The 18,218-nt window shown below is 61.5% G+C and carries 21 protein-coding genes; 14 read left to right on the forward strand and 7 right to left on the reverse strand.

Annotated elements, in window-relative coordinates; genetic code table 11:
• Positions 1–240: 240 nt before the first annotated feature.
• The 6 genes from ABI_RS06090 to ABI_RS06115 are packed head-to-tail and all read left to right on the forward strand — an operon-like array spanning position 241 to position 5,753.
• Complete coding sequence (locus ABI_RS06090) at positions 241–702, forward strand: division/cell wall cluster transcriptional repressor MraZ (protein WP_040308977.1); 462 nt, start codon at positions 241–243, stop codon at positions 700–702.
• Entirely contained in the window at positions 699–1,652 is a 954-nt protein-coding gene (gene rsmH / locus ABI_RS06095; protein WP_006271998.1) for a 16S rRNA (cytosine(1402)-N(4))-methyltransferase RsmH, read from the forward strand. Before ABI_RS06090 ends, rsmH begins: the two co-directional genes overlap by 4 nt.
• Positions 1,649–2,092 carry a cell division protein FtsL gene (gene ftsL / locus ABI_RS06100; RefSeq protein WP_006271999.1) on the forward strand — a complete coding sequence of 148 codons (444 nt, stop codon included), beginning with the start codon at positions 1,649–1,651 and terminating at the stop codon, positions 2,090–2,092. The genes rsmH and ftsL overlap by 4 nt, the downstream gene beginning before the upstream one ends.
• A complete protein-coding gene (locus tag ABI_RS06105; RefSeq protein ID WP_006272000.1) occupies positions 2,092–3,846 on the forward strand; it encodes a peptidoglycan D,D-transpeptidase FtsI family protein in 1,755 nt (584 codons plus the stop codon). Before ftsL ends, ABI_RS06105 begins: the two co-directional genes overlap by 1 nt.
• Complete coding sequence (locus ABI_RS06110; protein WP_006272001.1) at positions 3,847–5,310, forward strand: UDP-N-acetylmuramoyl-L-alanyl-D-glutamate--2,6-diaminopimelate ligase; 1,464 nt, start codon at positions 3,847–3,849, stop codon at positions 5,308–5,310. It begins immediately after the preceding gene.
• Positions 5,307–5,753: a hypothetical protein gene (locus tag ABI_RS06115; protein WP_006272002.1), complete on the forward strand. Its 447-nt coding sequence runs from the start codon at positions 5,307–5,309 to the stop codon at positions 5,751–5,753. The genes ABI_RS06110 and ABI_RS06115 overlap by 4 nt, the downstream gene beginning before the upstream one ends.
• Before the next feature lie 50 nt (positions 5,754–5,803).
• Here ABI_RS06115 and ABI_RS06120 read toward each other — a convergent pair whose 3' ends face one another.
• On the reverse strand, positions 5,804–6,391 hold the full coding sequence (locus tag ABI_RS06120) for a nitroreductase family protein (protein ID WP_040308629.1): 588 nt from the start codon (positions 6,389–6,391) through the stop codon (positions 5,804–5,806).
• A gap of 124 nt (positions 6,392–6,515) precedes the next feature.
• Between ABI_RS06120 and ABI_RS06125 the strand changes: the two genes are divergently transcribed.
• The 4 genes from ABI_RS06125 to ABI_RS06140 are packed head-to-tail and all read left to right on the forward strand — an operon-like array spanning position 6,516 to position 9,666.
• Complete coding sequence (locus tag ABI_RS06125; RefSeq protein WP_006272004.1) at positions 6,516–7,274, forward strand: dienelactone hydrolase family protein; 759 nt, start codon at positions 6,516–6,518, stop codon at positions 7,272–7,274.
• A 50-nt stretch (positions 7,275–7,324) separates the two neighbouring features.
• Entirely contained in the window at positions 7,325–8,101 is a 777-nt protein-coding gene (locus ABI_RS06130) for a dienelactone hydrolase family protein (protein WP_006272005.1), read from the forward strand.
• Positions 8,101–8,853 (forward strand): dienelactone hydrolase family protein, encoded by a 753-nt coding sequence (locus tag ABI_RS06135; RefSeq protein ID WP_040308630.1) that lies wholly within the window; start codon positions 8,101–8,103, stop codon positions 8,851–8,853. Before ABI_RS06130 ends, ABI_RS06135 begins: the two co-directional genes overlap by 1 nt.
• 9 nt (positions 8,854–8,862) lie before the next feature.
• A complete protein-coding gene (locus ABI_RS06140; protein WP_006272007.1) occupies positions 8,863–9,666 on the forward strand; it encodes a hypothetical protein in 804 nt (267 codons plus the stop codon).
• A gap of 137 nt (positions 9,667–9,803) precedes the next feature.
• Here ABI_RS06140 and ABI_RS06145 read toward each other — a convergent pair whose 3' ends face one another.
• Entirely contained in the window at positions 9,804–10,442 is a 639-nt protein-coding gene (locus ABI_RS06145) for a class I SAM-dependent methyltransferase (RefSeq protein ID WP_006272008.1), read from the reverse strand.
• A gap of 85 nt (positions 10,443–10,527) precedes the next feature.
• Between ABI_RS06145 and ABI_RS06150 the strand changes: the two genes are divergently transcribed.
• Together ABI_RS06150 and ABI_RS06155 are read left to right on the forward strand one after the other, a co-directional pair.
• Positions 10,528–11,409, forward strand: coding sequence for a LysR family transcriptional regulator (locus tag ABI_RS06150; RefSeq protein ID WP_040308980.1), 882 nt, complete (start codon positions 10,528–10,530; stop codon positions 11,407–11,409).
• 51 nt (positions 11,410–11,460) lie between these two features.
• A complete protein-coding gene (locus tag ABI_RS06155) occupies positions 11,461–11,925 on the forward strand; it encodes a YegJ family protein (protein WP_006272010.1) in 465 nt (154 codons plus the stop codon).
• Here the strand turns inward: ABI_RS06155 and ABI_RS06160 are convergent.
• Entirely contained in the window at positions 11,922–12,545 is a 624-nt protein-coding gene (locus ABI_RS06160; RefSeq protein ID WP_006272011.1) for a class I SAM-dependent methyltransferase, read from the reverse strand. The genes ABI_RS06155 and ABI_RS06160 overlap by 4 nt on opposite strands.
• A 64-nt stretch (positions 12,546–12,609) precedes the next feature.
• Between ABI_RS06160 and ABI_RS23455 the strand changes: the two genes are divergently transcribed.
• Both ABI_RS23455 and ABI_RS06170 read left to right on the forward strand, forming a co-directional pair.
• On the forward strand, positions 12,610–14,118 hold the full coding sequence (locus tag ABI_RS23455) for a calcium-binding protein (RefSeq protein ID WP_006272012.1): 1,509 nt from the start codon (positions 12,610–12,612) through the stop codon (positions 14,116–14,118).
• Between the two features lie 474 nt (positions 14,119–14,592).
• The gene (locus tag ABI_RS06170; RefSeq protein WP_040308631.1) at positions 14,593–15,492 is read left to right on the forward strand and encodes a CE1 family esterase; all 900 of its coding nucleotides are present in this window, start codon (positions 14,593–14,595) and stop codon (positions 15,490–15,492) included.
• Between the two features lie 88 nt (positions 15,493–15,580).
• Here the strand turns inward: ABI_RS06170 and ABI_RS06175 are convergent, their stop codons facing one another.
• The 4 genes from ABI_RS06175 to trpS form a co-directional block, all read right to left on the reverse strand.
• Complete coding sequence (locus tag ABI_RS06175) at positions 15,581–16,165, reverse strand: hypothetical protein (RefSeq protein WP_040308632.1); 585 nt, start codon at positions 16,163–16,165, stop codon at positions 15,581–15,583.
• A 10-nt stretch (positions 16,166–16,175) separates the two neighbouring features.
• Complete coding sequence (locus tag ABI_RS26600; RefSeq protein ID WP_157138714.1) at positions 16,176–16,487, reverse strand: DNA/RNA non-specific endonuclease; 312 nt, start codon at positions 16,485–16,487, stop codon at positions 16,176–16,178.
• Positions 16,488–16,599: 112 nt separating this feature from the next.
• Complete coding sequence (locus tag ABI_RS06180) at positions 16,600–17,115, reverse strand: copper chaperone PCu(A)C (protein ID WP_006272016.1); 516 nt, start codon at positions 17,113–17,115, stop codon at positions 16,600–16,602.
• A gap of 4 nt (positions 17,116–17,119) precedes the next feature.
• Complete coding sequence (gene trpS / locus ABI_RS06185; protein WP_006272017.1) at positions 17,120–18,115, reverse strand: tryptophan--tRNA ligase; 996 nt, start codon at positions 18,113–18,115, stop codon at positions 17,120–17,122.
• Positions 18,116–18,218: the final 103 nt, after the last annotated feature.

Genomic DNA, 18,218 nt, shown 5'->3' on the forward strand with positions numbered 1-18,218 from the left:
TAAAAATCAGACTTTTGTCGCCAATTCCTGAGTATTTTTGCGCATATGTTCTATGTATGTTCCTGTTATTGCTGTCCTTTCTTCTTCAGAATCCGGTTTAAGTGTGGCCTAGAGTCATTGCGTCCCATTTAATCCCATGTTAACTCTAAGGGGTGGTGCGGCGCTTCGGCCCCGTCCAGGCTGGGACTTTTACGGGGCCAATGACATTTCAGGGAGCGGGCTGATAAGCCCGGCGTGGGCTTGTTTCTCTCGAGTCACGAGAAGCAATTGGATGGTAAGCGTCGCCTGCTGGTGCCGTCGGACTATCGCGCCTCTGCGCTTCAGCCCCATGAGGGTGTCGATCCTTTTGAGGGCGTCTACTGTTTCGCCGCCATCAACGCGCCCTGCCTCGAATGCGGTGGTGCCGCCTTTTTCGCCACCTACCGCGATGTGATCGACGAATACCCAAAGCTGTCGCCGACCCGCGCCGCCCTGCAACGCCGCTTCTATGCCTCGATGAACCGTCTGGGCTTCGATACCGCTGGCCGTATCACTCTGCCCGAAAAGCTATGCGATCAGTTCAACCTCTCCGGTGACGTCGTCCTGGCCGGCCTTGGCGAGTCCTTCCAGATCTGGGAGCCGAGCGCCTATGAGGCCTGGGCCGCCGAGCAGGACAAGCTGGTCGAGGACGCCTTCGCCAAGCGGGAGGTGTTGTATCAATGACCGAAGCCGCCGCCCACCTGTCCGTCCTGTTGCCCGAGGTGCTAACCGTACTTGGTAACCTTGAGGACAAGCTGATTGTCGATGGCACCTTTGGCGCCGGCGGTTATTCGCGCGCCTTCCTGCTGGGTGGCGCTCGTGTCGTGGCCTTCGATCGCGATGCCCGCGTGCGGCCCTTTGTCGAGGCGCTAAGCCAGGAATTTCCCGACCGCTTCCAGTGGGTCAATCGTTGCTTTTCCGAAATGGCCGAGGGTTTGGCTGAGCTCGGACACGCCTCTTGCGACGCTATCGTACTCGATATCGGCGTATCGTCGATGCAGCTCGACGAGGCCGATCGCGGCTTTTCCTTCATGCGCGACGGGCCGCTGGACATGCGGATGAGCGTCGATGGGCGCTCCGCTGCCGATATCGTCAATGATGACGACAAGGACGATATCGCCCACGTCATCTGGCTGTACGGTGAAGAACACAAGTCGCGCAGTATCGCTTCGGCCATTGTCCGCCGCCGCGAAGCCCAGCCGTTTGAACGCACCCTGGACCTCGCCGAGGTTGTCGAACGCGCCCTGGGCGGGCGACGTGGCGCGCCGGTCCATCCGGCGACGCGGACCTTCCAGGCCTTGCGCATAGCGGTGAATGACGAGCTGGGCGAACTGGAACGCGCACTTGAAGTGGCCGAAATCCTGCTCAGGCCCGATGGCGTGCTCGCCGTGGTTACCTTCCACTCGCTCGAAGATCGTATTGTTAAGAACTTCTTTAACGACCGCTCCGGTAAGATGGCCGGCGGGTCGCGTCATGCGCCACAGAAATTGGCAACGCGCACACCCGTCTACACCCTCATTACCCCCAAGGCGGTCCAGGCATCGGAAGCTGAAATCGCCGGCAATCCGCGTTCGCGGTCGGCCAAGCTGCGTGCTGTGCGCAGGAACCGCGCCCCCGCAGGAGTTGTGTCATGAATGCCGTCCTTCGTCTGTTCGAACAACGCGTTCGCGGCATCCGTCTGATCGAACTGGTCGGTATCGTCCTGGCGCTCGGTATGATCTTCTGGGTCTGTCTGTCGAAGGCGCGCGAGGGCGAAGACATCCGCCGGATGAACGAACTCGACGCCCAGATCGCTGCCGAGCAGGGCGCCGTCCAGACCCTGAAGATCAAAGTCGCCCAGTTAGAAAAGCCGTCACGCCTTGAAGCTCTGGCCAAGCAATATCTCGGCATGCAGCCGATCTCCGCGGCGCATGAGGCCGATATCGATTCCTTGAGCGAAATCTCGCGCGCCACCTCGCGTCCCGTCACCAGCCCTGTGCCGCTCGCGCCTGAGCCGCCGGCTGCGCCGGCTGCGGCCGATGCGCCGGCCGAACCCGAACTGATCACCACGGCCAAACCGACAGGAGACCATTGATGCGGGTCTCGCTGTTCGAAACGACTCAATCGGGCTTTCAATGGGTGGCCGACCGCGTCTGGAAGGTTGAGCACGCCTTCGAACGCGCCAATGCCTCCAACAAGAAGGCGACCTCGACGCGGATGCGCATCTTCGCCGTCCTGTGCGGCCTGGGCTTCGCCTATGCCATCCTGATGCTGTTCGCGGCCCGCGCCTCCCTGTCTGGCTCGCCTGGCAATATGGCCGCCCTGAGCGGTGAGCCCAATGCCCGGGCGCAACTGGTCGACCGCAACGGCCAGCTTCTGGCCACCGATGTTAACGATTACAGCCTGTTCGTCGACCCCACCGACATGACCTCGGAAGACCGCGGCATGGTTCGCCAGGCCCTGATGCAGATCTTCCCCAACCTGCCGCGCGAGGATATCGCCAAGGTATTCGGCAGCGGCAAGCGCATGCTGCTGACCAACAATCTGAAGGCCATCGAACGTGAACGTATTCTCAACTACGGCTTGCCAGGCATCAGCTTCGAAGCCCAGCTGGTGCGTGACTATCCGCTGGGTGAAACGGGTGCCGCCTATATCGGCATGACCAAGCGTGGCGGCGAAGGTATGTCCGGTGCCGAGATGGCGCTTCAGGACGAGATCAAGCAGGCCGCGCTGAACAATATGCCGGTCGCCCTGGCCATGGACCTGCGCGTCCAGGGGGCGTTGGAAAACGAGCTGCGCGCCGTGGCGATCGACCAGCGTGCCGAAGACGCCATCGGCATCGTCACCAATGTCCGCACCGGCGAAATCATCGCCATGGCGTCGTGGCCAGAATTCGACCTTAACAAGCCGGGCGCCTACACCGAACAGGCCAAGCGCAATCACGCCGCCGTCGACCGCTACGAGCTGGGTTCGATCTTCAAGGCGATCTCGGTCGGCATCGGCCTCGACACCGGCACCGCCTCGATGAACTCGGTCTACGACGCCCGCCAGCCCCTGGTGATCAGCGGCCGCAAGATCCACGACGACCACGCCGTCAACGCTTTCATCGGTCTGGAAGACGTGTTCATCAAATCATCCAACATCGGCACGGGGCATCTGGCCATGACGGCCGGCGCCGGCAACTTTACCCGCTATTACGAAGCCCTGGGCCTGTTCCGCTCGGCCGATACCGAACTGACCGAGCCAGCGGCGCCGCTGTACCCGAAGAAGTGGACCGATCTGTCCCTGGTCCAGACCGCCTTTGGCCAGGGCATGGCCATCACCCCCCTGAGCTTCGCTGAAGCCATCGGTGGCCTGCTGAACGGCGGTTACCGCCGGCCCCTGACCATCAAGAAGTATGACGGCACCTCGCCGATCGCCGGCACGCGCGTCTTTTCGGCCGCGACCTCGCGCACCATGCTGGACCTGATGCGCGCCAATGTCATCAAGGGCACCGGCTCGCGCGCCAATGCCCCCGGGCTGCGGGTCGGTGGCAAGACCGGCACGGCGCAGAAGCCGGAAAATGGCCGTTACGGCAGCAACCGCATCTCGTCCTTCGCCGCCGTCTTCCCGACGGATGGTCCGCTGGACGGCGATCGATATCTGGTTCTGGTTATCTTCGACTCGCCGCAAGGTGGGCCGTCCAGCAGTGGTTTGAAAACGGGCGGCTTCGTCGCCGCCCCGGTTGCCGGTCGCGTGATTGACCGGGTAGCGCCCTTCCTCGGCGTACAACGAAAAGAGGACAAGTTCACCTCGGCACAGTGGGACAAGGCCCCCGTCGCGCCGGAAGATGCAACAGGGGAAGAGTAAATGAGTACAGTGCGTTTGTCGGATATCCTGCGTCGGGACCTGGATCATGATCCATTCGTTACCGGGGTCACCGCGGACAGCCGCAAGGTCGATAAGGGCACGCTGTTTTGCGCCTTGCCGGGCACGGCTATCGACGGGCGGGACTTTATTCCCCAGGCCCTGGCCAAGGGGGCGGCTGCGGTTCTGGCGCCGGACGATACGGCGGCTTTGGAGTCCCCGGACTCGCTTCTGGTCAAGGTGTCGGACGTCCGCCGGGCTTACGCCCTGGCCGCCAAGGCCTTCTACGGTTCGCAGCCCAAGATCTGCGTCGCCGTGACCGGCACTAACGGAAAAACCAGCGTCGCCACCTTCTGCCGCCAGATCTTTTCGACCCTGGGCAAAAAGTCGGCCAGCATGGGCACGCTGGGTGTCGTCAAGTCCGACATCGACGGCACCGAGACGGCAGTGACCGGACCGGGCCTGACCACGCCGGATGCTGCCGACATGGCGCGCCACCTGTCCGAACTGGCCGCCGACGGCGTCACCCACCTGGCCTTGGAAGCGTCGTCGCACGGTATCGACCAGCGCCGCCTGGACGGCGTCTCGCTGACCGCAGCCGGCTTTACCAACCTGACCCAGGACCATCTCGACTATCACGCCACCATGGAGGCCTACAGGTGCGCCAAACTGCGCCTTTTCGAAAGCCTGTTGCCGCGCGGCCGTACCGCCGTGCTCAACGCCGATTCCGACGCCTATAACAGCTTTGCCGCCATGTGCGTCCTGTCGGGGACCAGCGTCATGAGTGTTGGCGAACGCGGGCGTGGCCTGGCCATGGTCGGGCGCGACTTGACGGTGGACGGCCAGATCCTGTTCATCGAACACCAGGGCCGCAAGTACGAGACCAAGCTGCCCCTGGCCGGTCTGTTCCAGGCGTCGAACGCCCTGGTCGCAGCGGGCCTGTGTATCGCGGCCGGCGAGGACCCCGGCGCCGTCATCCATGCCCTGTCGCTGTTGAAGGGCGCGCGTGGACGGTTGGAACGCGTCGGGGCCAAGCGCAACGCCGCCGAGGTTTATGTCGATTATGCCCACACGCCCGATGGCCTGGAGACGGTGCTGAAGGCGCTGCGTCCGCACACCCAGGGCAAGCTGGTTGTGGTGTTCGGCTGTGGCGGCGACCGTGACAAGGGCAAGCGTCCACAGATGGGCGCCATTGCCGCCCGTCTGGCTGACCGCGCCATCGTCACCGATGACAATCCGCGCAGCGAAGACCCCGCCACCATCCGCGCCGAGGTTCTGGCCGGCATGTCGTCGGAGACAGTGGAAATCGGTGATCGTAAGAAAGCCATTCTGGAAGCCGTGTCGGGCTTGAAGACTGGCGATGTCCTGGTGGTGGCCGGCAAGGGTCATGAACAGGGCCAGATCATCGGCGACAAGGTGCTGCCGTTCGACGACGTAGCGGTGGTTCAGCAGGCTTTGAAAGTATGAGACTCGCGGTTGTCCTGAACCTGGCTTTCCTGCTGGCTGCCTGTGACAAGGCGCCGGAACCCGAACCTGCGCCGGTTGTGACGGCTGAGGTTGTGCCGCAGGCCCAGGCGGAGTTCGTGGCGGCGGTCGATCTGACCGACGACCAGGCGGGTATCGACAAGTTTTGCAGCGAGTTTGTGCGAACGCCGGGTTTTGAGAGCTGGGTCGTCACGGTGCGCGAATCTCAAGTGTCGACCTTGAACCGCTCGGTCGGGATAACCTTCGACGCCGGGACCGGCGTGAAGCTGGAACAGGTCGTTCAGGCCGACAATCCGCTGCATGGGGCGGTGGAGCGGCTGCTGATCGGCGACAAGGTGACGATCAGCGGGGAGTTCACCCACGGCAATGGCGAATGCGGCTATTCACTGGATACCTTCGGGATCCGGCTGAGCAAGGTGGGTTAAAGCGCTGTAGAATCCCCTCTCCCCGTTTACGGGGAGAGGTAATATTTTGCCTATCCGCTGATCTTACCCTTGAAGGCCATGGCCGAAAGCGGTTGCCGCGTCGACGGCATTTCACGCTTTTGAAGCGATTCCGACAGGGTCGCCGGATCGCCCTGATAGCCCACGGCAATCCCGGCCTCCAGCTTCAGGTTATCGTTCAGCCCGAGGATCAGCGGTGCCTTCTCGAACTCCAGCCCGCCCATGCCATGCGTCACCAGACCCATGCTGTGGGCCTGCAAGGCCAGCGACATCCAGGCCGAGCCGGCATCGAAACTGTGGGTCGCCACCGGGCGTTCGCCGTCGAAGGACTTGACCGAAACGACAAAGATCAGGGCCGCCGCCCGTTTGGCCCAGCCCTCATTGAACGGGATCAGCAGGCTCAGCAGGGTATCGAATTCCGGCTCACCCTTGATGCCGTAGATGAACCGCCACGGTTGCAGGTTCGACGCCGACGGCGCCCAGCGCGCCGCTTCCAGCAGGGTCAGGATCTGGTCTTCCGTCACCGGCTGATCGGAGAAGGCGCGCGGCGACCAGCGCTCCGTAAACATGGGGAGGATATCGTGGGTGGTTTGGCGAGTCTGGGCTTGGCTATCGGCCATGGGGGGAGGGCTCCGACGTTTTAAGCTGGCTATTTGGGGCGAATTCTGATTGATCCCGGAATGTCCGGATGTCAATTCGTAACTATTATTGTGACAGTTCCGGCGCAATGCAAGAGGTGTTTGCGTGCTGGATACTGTTGAACGTCGATTCGCGCGCCTGGAACCCCACATCACCGCCTACGGTCCGGCGACGGACGACAAACTTCCGGCGGTGCTTCTCTTCCACGCCTGCAACGGTGTCAGGGAACATATTCACGGCTATGCCCGCCAGGTCGAGGCGGCCGGTTACCGCGCCTTCGTCATCGATTCCTTCACGCCGCGTGGCTGGGACGAATCCGCCGCCATGAGCCTGGTCTGTTCCGGCCTGGCTCTGCACGGCTATGAACGCTCAGGTGATGTCCTGGCCGCCGTCTGGGGCGTTCAGCAACGCGCCGATGTCGACGGCGACCGCATCCTCCTCGCCGGCTGGAGCCATGGCGGCTGGGCCATCATGGACCTGATGACCCAGAAGCTTACCCGCGACGGCGAGGCCCGCCTGCACAATCCGGATCCGGCGCCGCTTGCCGGCGTCAGGGGTGTGTTCCTAGTCTATCCGTACGCCAACTTCCCGGCACGGTCGAACATCCACCACTGGTACTACACGCCGAAGACCAAGGTAGTGCTGCCGCGGCAGGATTTCCTGACCGCCCACAGCCACTCCGAAACCGTCTTCCGTCACCTGGCCGAGGAAGGTCTGCCGGTCGATATCCTGACCCTGAATGCGACCCATTGTTTCGACGAAGACAGCCCCCTTCATTTTGGTCCGTTTATGACCTATGATCGTGCTTCGCATCAGGCAACAGGGGCCGCGCTGGATGCGTTTTTAGCGGAAACGCTGAGCTAACCGGGCGGGGACGTGGACAAGCCCTTTCATGATGAAGGACTTATCGATCCATGGATACACTCGAACAACGCTATGCCCTGCTGAAACCTGACATCACCGTTTACGGCCCGCAGGACGATGTCGTGCGCCCGGCGGTAGCGCTGTTTCACGGCTGCGGCGGCATGCGCGAACACATCCACATCTATGCCCAGGCGGTCGCTGATCTGGGCGTGCGCGCCTATGTCGTCGACTCGTTCAAACCGCGCGGCTGGGACCGCAAGTTCGCGGTGTCGCTGATCTGCACCGGCGCGGTGATGCAGGGCTATGAGCGTTCCGGCGACGTGCTGGCCGTGATGTGGGGGCTGAAACAGTCGGGCCTGGTCGATATGTCCAAGGTCATCCTGTGCGGCTTCAGCCATGGCGGCTGGTCGATCATGGACCTGATGACCGAAAAGCTCGACAAGCCGGGCGCGTCCAAGCTGAAAGACCCCGATCCAGCTCTGGCCGAGGTCGCCGGCATCTTTCTCGTCTATCCCTATATCAACTTTCCGGCGCGGTCGAACCGTAAGAAGTGGGTGCGGGCGCCCAAGACCTTCGCCGTCCTGGCCGAGAAGGATCACCTGACGCCGTTCAAACATTCCGGCAAGATCTTCGACAATATCAAGGCCGGTGGCGCCCAGGTCGATATTCTCAGCCTGGACGCCAGCCACGCCTTCGACGAAAAGGACAACAAGGGCATGGTGATGAGCTTCTCGGAAGAGGCCATGCACCTGTCGATGGACGCCCTGGTCGGGTTCGTGAAGACGACCTTCGCCATGTCGGCGGAACCGGAAAAGTTGGCGATGTAATGGAGACGATGGCGGAGCGTTTCGAGCGGCTGATGCCGCATGTGCAGGTCTACGGGCCTGCCGACGCGCATCCGCGTCCGACCATCCTGATTTTCCACGGCTGCGGTGGCATAGCCGCCAATATGGGCCTGTATGCCGAGGTCGCGGTGGCGCTGGGCGTGCGGGTCTATGTCGTCGATTCCTATGGCCCGCGCGGATGGAGCCGCAAGTTCGGCGCCAACTTCGTTTGCAAGGGCTTCAAGCTGCGCGGATTCGAACGCTCGGGCGATGTTCTGGCCATGCTGTGGGGCTTGAGCCGGCGTTACGAGGTCGACCCCAAGCGGATCATGCTGGCCGGGTGGAGCCATGGCGCCTGGGCGATCATGGACCTGATGACCCAGGAGCTGGCGCGGCCGGGCGAGGCACGCCTGGCCGATCCGGCGCCGCAGTGGCTGGACGGGGTGCGGGGCCTTTTCCTGGCCTATCCCTATATCAACTTTATGGCCCGGTCGGTGACCCGGCCGTGGCACCACAAGCCGCCGGTGTTTACTGTCCTGACCCTGAAGGACCACCTGGCCAGCTACAAGCAGTCGCTACGGCTGGTGAAGGGGTTAAGGGCGCAGGGGGTGTCGGTGGACACCATGACTTTGGATTCGACCCACGCCTTCGACGAAGAGGGCATCGATAAGACGAAGATCATGCGGTATGATGAGGCCGGGTTGCAGTCGACCCTGGATGCGTTCGGGGCGTTTACGAAGCGGGTGTTGTTATAGGGACGTGACATGCAGAAATTTTTGAAATATGCCGCCTTTGCGGCGATGGTTTTGGCGTCTGCCGGCAAAACCATCGCCGCGGAACCTTTGGAAAGCGTTAGTTCTCATCTTCGAATTGATGGCGTTGCGTCACAGGAAGAACGCGAACTCCTGCAATCCCTCATTCAGACGTCTAACGATCTTCTGGCTTCCCCCCACTTCGAGGAAAACCTGCTGTCGTTGGAAGGCGACTATCCCGAGATATTTGCTAATCCGGAATGGCAAGCCGTTTCCATGCGTCGTTTGACGGATATCGTGGCGCTGAGAGAGCCTGGCCTGACGATTATTCCGGTGCCGGTCGCACTATTTGGAAGCGAAGCCTACAGCGACAACACAATGTTTAATTACGTCGCAAGAACCGGTAGCACGCATTTCAATGGAATCGACTTACCCGGAGCCATGTCGATTGGGCGCGTAAATATGTATCGCTACAGACAGAATGATGTCGTCGACAAATCTTGCGCGATAAATACCATTACCCATGAACGCCTGCACCAGATTTCCAGAAGCCCAGACAAATTCGACCACGCTATTGCGGATACCTTTGCGAATAAGCGCACAAACACGACTTTACCCTTGGCAAGCTATCTGGTCGGGGCCGTCGCGCAGTGCACGTGGTTGCAGGAACAGGGACGCGTTCCGTCCGGAGGGCTCAAGTCGTGTGTCCAGGTATTTGGCACACAAAACTTTAACAACGAACGCTGCTCGCAATTTGTCGACGGACAGGATGTGGTTGATCGTAAAGGTTTGGCGAAGCCTGCGGAACCACTTTAGTGCGACCAAGTTAACTGGCACGGTCAGGCGGTGTCCTGCCGAACCTATACCACGTCCCGGGACACGACCGAATACGATCCGCACTTTGTCTGGCAGCATATGTCAGTCTCTGTTGGGGGGGGTAACTGCAATCCGGTTCAGACCTTCCTGGCGACGATAAACGGCCGGGTGTCCTTGCCCTTGCTGGCATGGCGGGCGATTTCGACGATCTCGAAGCCCGCCGCCATGATCATCGTTTCCAACTGACGCGACGTGAAGACCGACACATTGGGCGCCTTACCCAGGGCCTGCATCACCGGCAAGGCGACCCGGATCAGTAGGTTCATCTCCTTCAGGCACGGCGTTTTGGTGATGAGCAGCCCGCCAGGTTTCAGCAGACTGCGCGCCCGCCGCACCGTCGCCGACACTTCCGTCACCAGGTGCAGGATGTTGAACCCCAGGACCGCGTCGAACGAGTCGGGCGCGGCATTGAGATCGTCCAGGGTCGTGGCCGCGAACTCGAGCCCGGCAACAGGGGTTTCGGCCAATTTTTCGCGAGCGATGGTGACCATCTCGGCGGATATATCCGTCGCCAGATACGACGCCGCGTGGGGCGCCAGCTTCAGCGCCGTCGTCCCTGTACCGCAGCCGAATTCGAGCACCTTGTCGGCAGGTTTCAGATACTGCCGGGTGCGCTCCAGGGTGCGCTCATAGCCTTCCACGTCCTCGATCTTGTCGGCAGCGTATTTGCGCGCGATGCGATCCCAGAAGCGGGCGTCCTTCGTGATGTCCGGCATGGTGTCTCCCGTGGTGACCCGTGGAGTACCATATACAGATAGGAATGATATTGCCGAAATTCGCACATCGCTTATACGTATGCGCATGAATAATCCGGACTGGAACCAGCTTCGCGCCTTTTACGCTACCGCCGTGCATGGCTCGCTGTCGGCGGCGGCGCGCGAGATCGGCCTGACGCAGCCGACCCTGTCGCGTCAGATCGCGGCGTTGGAATCCGCACTGAACCTCACCTTGTTCGAGCGCGTCGGCAAGCGGCTGGTGTTGACCGAGACGGGTCATGGCGTGTTGGAACATGTGCGGGCGATGGGCGAGGCCGCCATGGCGACCACCCTATCGGCCACGGGGCATGCCGAAACCATCGAAGGCCGGGTCAGCATTTCGGCGTCCGACGCCTATGCCGCCTATGTCTTGCCCGACATCGTGGCGCGTATCCGGCGGGAGGCGCCGCAGGTGACGATTGTGGTGGTGGCGTCCAACAAGCTGAGCGACCTGCGCCGGCGGGAGGCTGACATCGCCCTGCGCCATGTCCGGCCGGAAGAGCCCGATCTGATCGGCAAGCAAGTTCGTACTTCGAAGGCCGCCTTCTTCGCCAGCCGTGACTGGGTGGCGCTGCATGGCCTGCCGCAGAAGCCAGCCGACATTGCCGGCGCCCTGATCGGGTTCGAGGATGTCGGACGGTTTGCCGCCTTCATGCGGGATGTCGGCGTTCCGGTCGAAGGGCGCGATTTCCGGCTCGTGTCCGAGAATTCCGTTGTGGTGTGGGAGATGGTCCGGCGGGGATTGGGCGTCTGCGCCATGCTGCGCGAAATCGCCGCCCGTGTGCCGGATGTTGTCGAGGTCCTGCCGGACCTGAACCCGGTCGAGGTGCCGCTGTGGCTTGTCACCCACCGCGAACTGCGCACCAGCCGGCGTATTCGGGTGGTCTATGATATACTGGCGGAGGAACTGTCGCGGTTGGGCGGTTGACAACGGGCCGATCCCGCAACAGGGTATAGCCTTTCCGGGGGAGATACCTTCATGCGCCTTGTTTTGCTGACTGCCGCTTTTCTGTGCCTGGCAACACCGGTTGTTGCCCAGGACGATCCGATCGTCGTCGTGGAAGAAGGCGATGCCGCCATGAACGCGGCTATTGCCAAGGCGCGCTCCACCCTGCCGGTGTTCTGGGCCGAACTCGCCGATCCGAAGCCGAACGAAAGCGACTTCGCGCTGAAGATCGAGATTAGCGATGGTGAGGCGGTCGAGCACTTCTGGTGTACCGATATCGTCGGTGACGGCAAGGCCGCTCGCTGCGCTATAGGAAATGATCCTCAATGGGTAACCAATGTCAAGCTCGGTCAGGTGATCGACGTGAAGCCCGATGACATTTCCGACTGGATGTACTTCCGAGACGGCAAGATTGTCGGTGGCCAGACCATTCGCGCCCTCCTGCCGCACCTGCCGCCGGAAGAGGCGGAGGTTTACCGCAACATGCTGGCGAACTAAATGCGAATAGCCGTGAGATAGATCCGGCGGACGTCTATCTCCTGGGCGTGCGGCTTGCGGACTTGGCAGTCAGAAATGGTGAAGCCGTTGTCTGTTAGCAGGTTTTGCAGATCGGCGAGAGACGGTGCCGACCAAAAGACCTGGTCGGTTATGCCCATCGGGTCGTCGATCCAGCCTTCGCCGTCGCCTTCCTTGGCGACCAGAAGCAAGCGGCCGCCGGGTTTCAGCACACGGGCGAATTCGCGGATGACACCGGGCAGGTCGGAGATTGGCGTATAGTGCAGGACGTAGTAGGCGACCAGGCCGTCGAAACCCTTGTCCGGAAAGGACATTTTGGCCATGTCCATGACCTGGAAATCGAGGTCGGGTTGTTCGGTTTTGGCCAATGCCACGCATTTATGGGAAATGTCGATTCCGGTCACCGTCAGGCCGTAGCCCGACAGTATGCGTGACAAGGCTCCGCAGGGTCCGCAACCGACATCGACGATACTTCGCGTTTGCTGGAAGTGTGCGGCAAAGCTTCGCAGAATCGCGAGGTCAAAGGGTTTGTCGTCGAATTCGTCGCGGAACAGGTCGAGGTAGCGTTGCGCCACCGCATCCCAGTAGTCAGTTACCGTCATCCGTATCTCCTTGCGCCAGGTCGCGGTATCTGGGTATCCTCCCGCAAAATCCCGGGAGAAAACTATGCCAAGTCGTGTCTCCGGTAAAAGCGTAATCGCAGCCATCTGGGCCGGTGGCCCCGACAATGATACCTATACCGGCAGCGACAGCGCCGATACCATCGAAGGGCGCGGCGGCGATGACCTGCTCGACGGCGGCGGCGGCCATGATTCCATCGCTGGCGAAGACGGCAACGACCAGATTTATGGCGGTACCGGCAATGACACCTTAAATGGCGGTGACGGCGATGACACGGCGTGGGGCGGGACAGGCCACGACATGCTGAACGGCGGCTTCGGTGATGACAGCCTGACCGGCGGAACGGGCAACGATACCTATGTCGTCAATGCGGTCGGCGATGTGATCGACGAACAGAGCGGTCAGGGGGCGGATGTCGTACAGGCTTCGATCACCTTTTCGCTGGCGGGCACCTATCTCGAACACCTGGTTCTGATTGGCATCGCCAACATCAACGGCACCGGCAGCGCCTCGGCCAACAGCCTGACCGGCAATAACAGCTCCAATCTTCTGGACGGTGGTGACGGCAGTGACACCCTGACCGGCGCCGCCGGTTGGGACACCTATGTCGTCAACACCGCGTCTGATGTGGTGATCGAGGTGGCCGGTCAGGGCGACGACCTGGTCCAGGCAGGGGTGAGCTATACACTCGGCGACTATGTCGAACGGATGACCCTGACCGGAACGGGCGATATCAATGCCACCGGCAATAGCGCGCACAACCAGTTAATCGGCAACAGCGGAAATAACGTGCTGGATGGCGCCACCGGCGGTGACTACCTGACCGGCGGGCTGGGCAATGATACCTATTACCTGGATCATTCCGGCGACAAGATCTTCGAACTGGCCGGCGAAGGGGTAGACCTGGCCTATTCGTCGGTAAGCTATGTGCTGGTCGGGACGGTGGTCGAGAACCTGATTCTGACGGGGACGGCGGACCTGAACGCGACGGGCAATGGCGTCGGCAATAAGCTGACCGGCAATTCCGGAAACAATGTGCTGGACGGGCTGGTGGGTAACGATACCCTGACCGGCGGGCTGGGGGACGACACCTATTATGTTCAGAGCTCTGGCGACAAGGTGGTCGAGGCCAGTGGTGAAGGCTATGACGTGGTGTATGCGTCGGCGACCTATACACTGACGGGTCGCTATGCCGAGGAACTGCGGCTGACGGGGGCGGCGGACATTGAAGCGTCGGGTAACAGTGTTGGTAACGTCCTGGTCGGCAATGACGGGGACAATGTGCTGAACGGGCTGGGCGGGAATGATAGCCTGACCGGCGGGCTGGGGGGGGATACCTTCCTGTTCACGGCGGGCAACCGGACGGACACGGTCACCGACTTCAGCGCCGTTGAAGGGGATATGATCAATGTCAACGCCTATACCGGCGGGGTGGACAATGCCGGCTTGGTGAGCCAGGTGGGGCTGAACGTGGTCATCGACTTCGGCAGTGGGAATGTTGTGACGGTGCTCAATGCGGTCCAGGCGGACGTGTTGAGCCATATGGTCTGGTAGGCCGGTAAAATGTTACCACCGAAGGCACGGAAAGAGATGGAAATACGCGGAATTTCGGTTAGGGGATCTCCCGCGCGAAGCGCCTTTATTCCCGGAGGCTGTGAGGGTTTGTACCTTGGTGCAGCATCCTGAATTCCGTGTTTTCAGTGGCGCCGCGCAGCGGCCTCCGTGTGGTCCGTGTTCCCTTTCACTGTCTCAGGGAACGCCCAGTCAGCCGGCCTGCCGCCAGCATTTAAGAGGAACACTGAAAACACGGAAGCGCAGCCTGCGGCTGCGTGCACGGAAGTCACGGAAAAAACCGAGTGACGCTCTGTTCATCTGGCTTATCTGGCTTATTTGGGGGCCAAATTTGACGGTTCGCGGCTCGGTTCCTAGGTGAACCTCCGTGCCGTCGCTCCATAAATCGCATTCGTGTCTGTACGCGTGCCGGAGGCGCCGGTAGTGTGCGGTCAAAGCTATTGAAACAGGGGGCCAATGAACAGGATCGCGATGGGTTTGTGTGTGCTGGTTCTGGCCTTTTGGGGTGGGGTGGCGCAGGCGGCCGGATGTGGCGCCGCCGGGATGACCCAGGCAGTCGTTATCGGCGAGACCGGCCGGTCGATGCTGATCCATCTGCCGGCGGAATTCGACCCGGACCGGCCCTTGCCGCTGGTCGTTTTGCTGCACGGATCGGGCGGGACGGGGGCCAATATGCTGAAAAGTGCCGGGCTGGCGCTGGCGGGCGACCGGCATGGCTTTATCGTTGCCGCGCCCGACGGCGGGATTCCCCACGACAAGGGGTATGTGTGGAACATACCGGGCGTTCCGACCGTATCGGGCGAAGTACCGGGGCCTGAGGATGCCGACGACGTCGCCTATATCCGGACGTCAATCGACTGGCTGGTGGCTCAGGGCTGTGTTGATGCCACGCGGGTTTATGCCACCGGGCTGTCGGGTGGAGGGCGGATGACGTCATGGCTTGGCTGCGTCGCCGCAGACCGATTTGCGGCGATTGCGCCGGTGGTCGGGCTTCGCGCGGGCAATCCGTCGAAGGACGATCCCCACACACCGGATCCGGCGACCTGTACGCCGTCACATGCCATGCCGGTGATGGCCTTTGCCGGTGATCGGGACGCGACCAACCCCATTCAGGGTGGCGGCGCAGGCTATTGGCAATATACCATGCATGCAGCGCAACAGAGATGGGCGCAGTTGAATGGCTGTAAGGCCGCGCCGGTCACTCGGTGGGTGGCGGTGGATGTTTACGAAGAGTGGTATACCGGGTGCCGCGACGATGCCGATGTCGCGGGCCGGATCACGGTCGGAGGTGGGCATAGCTGGGTTGCCGATAACGATGCGATGTGGGCGTTTTTCTCACGCTTCCGCCGGAAATGACGGCCTGACCCATTTTACATTCGACAACCGGTCCCGGTTTGGTCCCAATTAATGACTCTGCCCCCTTCACGGGGGAGTTTCCATCCCATCACGGCTTTGCGGGCGGCTGTGGTTCACCTGGCGGCCAGTCCACCGGGGCCTTGGTTCTGAGATCAAAGCGCTTCGGCGGAAGCTGGCTTCGCGTTCCCTCAGTGACATCGATCAACTGGGCATCGTCGAAATACATCTCGCCCATGAGGATCATGGCATTGTCCTCGTGAGCGACATGCTGCTCAGCAGTCGCGTTGGGGTCACGTAAGTAAGACAGATCCGGGTGAAGTTCCTCCGGATAAACGGTGCGAATGGAGAACTGGTCGCCTTCAACCAGTAACCTGATCTGGCCATCGAAACGCAGCGGGATTATATCGGGTCCATACTGCCCCGTGATTCCGTGCGCCTCAAAGAGTTTGCTGATCAGATCATCCAGCGTATGGTCCGCGGGGTCGATTTCGATCTGCGGGTTCACCACCCGAACACGCCCAGGTTGTTCCTCAATGTAGAGGAGTGCATGATTGCTCTCGCTGGAGCCCATCATGAACAGAACCATCTTATGATCGGCATAACGCCCCGCGGCAACCCGCATCTGGGCGATCGTATCCTGGATCGTTTGTTCAAAGTTCTCGTCGAAGATCATCGCACTTTCCTTACGGTCGTTGTGGCAATGGCGGTTGTCGGACTGTGACGCTGCCTTTAAGCCCATGCGCGGCAGTGATGGTGCTGGAACGGCCGCTGCAAGCGCCGTAGGTGATGGTTGCGTTAAAAGTAGTAACGCCATTACGGCCAAGCTGGTCCGCCAACTCTTGCTCGAACCGCAGATAACGCCCACCATTTTGAACTCCTTCAAACGCCACCAGATTGTAGCGATCGGCCGCCCCGCCGAATAGAGCGCCCAAGACGTGAAAACCAACATCGGGAATAGGGTGAAAGGAGCGCCTGTCACCCCAGTACACCTTCACTATTGGCCTGCGGCCTAGCTCGCTTGCTCACCATGGCACGGGCCACCCCGCTCCCCATCTTCCCATGGGAGGAGAAGGAAGAAGGGGCATTTGGGTAGGACAGCGTTATGCCTTAATGCGCGTGCTCTTCCGAGGTGCCGCTCTTGGCCAGGGGAGCGTTCGAGACTGGCATCGCCAAGGTCACCGGACCGGCGCCGTCGAAGGTCAAGGTAACATTCACAGTCTGGCCTTCCGCCGGGCGGTCGGTCAGGCCTTCCAGCATGATGTGGTTGCCGCCCGGCGCCAGGACCAGGGTCTCGCCCGGCTTGATCTCGAAGCCGCCCGTGTTCTCGCCCATCGACATGACACCGTCCTTCATGGTCATCTCATGAAGGGTGGTTTTTGTTGCGCAGGCGCAAGTGGCGGACAACAGCTTTTCGGACTTGTCGCCGCCGTTCTTGATGGTGACATAGGCCGCCGTGTTGGGATTGGTCCCCAGAGCCGCGCGCATGGCGTAGTCGGTCATCAGCACCTTGGTGTTGGTGATGACGCCGTTGACGTTGGATGTCGCGGCGGCAGTGGTCTGTTGTTTGCCTTCGCAGGCCGTCAGGGCGAGCAGCGATAGGGCGAATACGGTGGCGATTTTCATAGGCTTAGCCCCACAAACCGAAGATTTTCCTGACGTCCTTTACCACGGGGGCGGCGGCTTCGCGCGCCGTTTCCGCGCCCCTGGCCAGGACTGCGTCAATTTGCGCCGGGTCGTTCAGAAGCGTGCGCAGCTTTTCGGAGATCGGCGCCATCTTGCCCACCACCACGTCGGCCAGGGCCGGTTTGAAGGCGCCAAAGCCCTTGCCGCCAAACTCGTCCAGAACGGCCTGATTGGTGATGCCGGACAGGGCGGCATAGATGCCAACCAGGTTCTTGGCTTCCGGGCGTTCGACCAGGCCGGCCTCTTCCGACGGAAGGGCGTCCATATCGGACTTGGCCTTCTTGATCTTGCCGGCGATGGTGTCAGCGTCGTCGGTCAGGTTGATGCGCGAATTGTCGGACGGGTCGGATTTCGACATCTTGGCCGTGCCGTCGCGCAAGCTCATGATGCGCGCGCCCGGGCCCTGGTACAGGGTTTCCGGCACCGGGAAGTAGTCGGTCTTGAAGTCGTGGTTGAACTTTTTCACGACGTCGCGGGTCAGTTCCAGGTGCTGGCGCTGGTCCTCGCCGACGGGGACGTGGGTCGCCCGGTACAGCAGGATGTCGGCGGCCTGCAGCACCGGGTAGGTGTACAGCCCGATCGAGGCGCGTTCCTTGTCCTTGCCGGCCTTGTCCTTGAACTGGGTCATGCGGTCGAGCCAGCCCAGGCGCGCCACGCAGTTGAACAGCCAGGCCAGTTCGGTGTGTTGCGGCACGGCGGATTGCGGGAAGATGGTCGATTTTTCAGGGTCGACGCCGGCAGCCAGGTAGCAGGCGGCGATCTCGCGAGTTTGCGACAGCAGCTTCTCCGGGGCCTGCCAGACAGTGATCGCGTGCAGGTCGGCGATCATGTAGAAGCGGGTGGCGTCGAGGGCTTGCATGTCGGCGAACTTTTTCAAAGCGCCGAGATAGTTGCCCAGGTGGAGCGAACCGGAGGCCTGGATGCCGGACAGAATACGCATATCGTTTTAGATCCCAATTTTAGCTCGGAAGGGCTATTCCACTGACGGCAAAGCCCCTCCCACCGCTTCGCGGTCCCCCTCCCCGTGAAGAACGGGGCGGGAG

The organism is Asticcacaulis biprosthecium C19 (assembly GCF_000204015.1).
Classification (GTDB): domain Bacteria; phylum Pseudomonadota; class Alphaproteobacteria; order Caulobacterales; family Caulobacteraceae; genus Asticcacaulis; species Asticcacaulis biprosthecius.

Coding starts and splice junctions, on each gene's coding strand:
- ABI_RS06145 (WP_006272008.1), bottom strand. CDS start 10,442: ATGCCGGACATCACGAAGGACGCCCGCTTCTGGGATCGCATCGCGCGC.
- ABI_RS06135 (WP_040308630.1), top strand. CDS start 8,101: ATGGAGACGATGGCGGAGCGTTTCGAGCGGCTGATGCCGCATGTGCAG.
- ABI_RS06105 (WP_006272000.1), top strand. CDS start 2,092: ATGCGGGTCTCGCTGTTCGAAACGACTCAATCGGGCTTTCAATGGGTG.
- ftsL (WP_006271999.1), top strand. CDS start 1,649: ATGAATGCCGTCCTTCGTCTGTTCGAACAACGCGTTCGCGGCATCCGT.
- ABI_RS06150 (WP_040308980.1), top strand. CDS start 10,528: ATGAATAATCCGGACTGGAACCAGCTTCGCGCCTTTTACGCTACCGCC.
- ABI_RS23455 (WP_006272012.1), top strand. CDS start 12,610: ATGCCAAGTCGTGTCTCCGGTAAAAGCGTAATCGCAGCCATCTGGGCC.
- trpS (WP_006272017.1), bottom strand. CDS start 18,115: ATGCGTATTCTGTCCGGCATCCAGGCCTCCGGTTCGCTCCACCTGGGC.
- ABI_RS06130 (WP_006272005.1), top strand. CDS start 7,325: ATGGATACACTCGAACAACGCTATGCCCTGCTGAAACCTGACATCACC.
- ABI_RS06110 (WP_006272001.1), top strand. CDS start 3,847: ATGAGTACAGTGCGTTTGTCGGATATCCTGCGTCGGGACCTGGATCAT.
- ABI_RS06180 (WP_006272016.1), bottom strand. CDS start 17,115: ATGAAAATCGCCACCGTATTCGCCCTATCGCTGCTCGCCCTGACGGCC.
- ABI_RS06155 (WP_006272010.1), top strand. CDS start 11,461: ATGCGCCTTGTTTTGCTGACTGCCGCTTTTCTGTGCCTGGCAACACCG.
- rsmH (WP_006271998.1), top strand. CDS start 699: ATGACCGAAGCCGCCGCCCACCTGTCCGTCCTGTTGCCCGAGGTGCTA.
- ABI_RS06140 (WP_006272007.1), top strand. CDS start 8,863: ATGCAGAAATTTTTGAAATATGCCGCCTTTGCGGCGATGGTTTTGGCG.
- ABI_RS06175 (WP_040308632.1), bottom strand. CDS start 16,165: ATGATCTTCGACGAGAACTTTGAACAAACGATCCAGGATACGATCGCC.
- ABI_RS06160 (WP_006272011.1), bottom strand. CDS start 12,545: ATGACGGTAACTGACTACTGGGATGCGGTGGCGCAACGCTACCTCGAC.
- ABI_RS06120 (WP_040308629.1), bottom strand. CDS start 6,391: ATGGCCGATAGCCAAGCCCAGACTCGCCAAACCACCCACGATATCCTC.
- ABI_RS06115 (WP_006272002.1), top strand. CDS start 5,307: ATGAGACTCGCGGTTGTCCTGAACCTGGCTTTCCTGCTGGCTGCCTGT.
- ABI_RS06170 (WP_040308631.1), top strand. CDS start 14,593: ATGAACAGGATCGCGATGGGTTTGTGTGTGCTGGTTCTGGCCTTTTGG.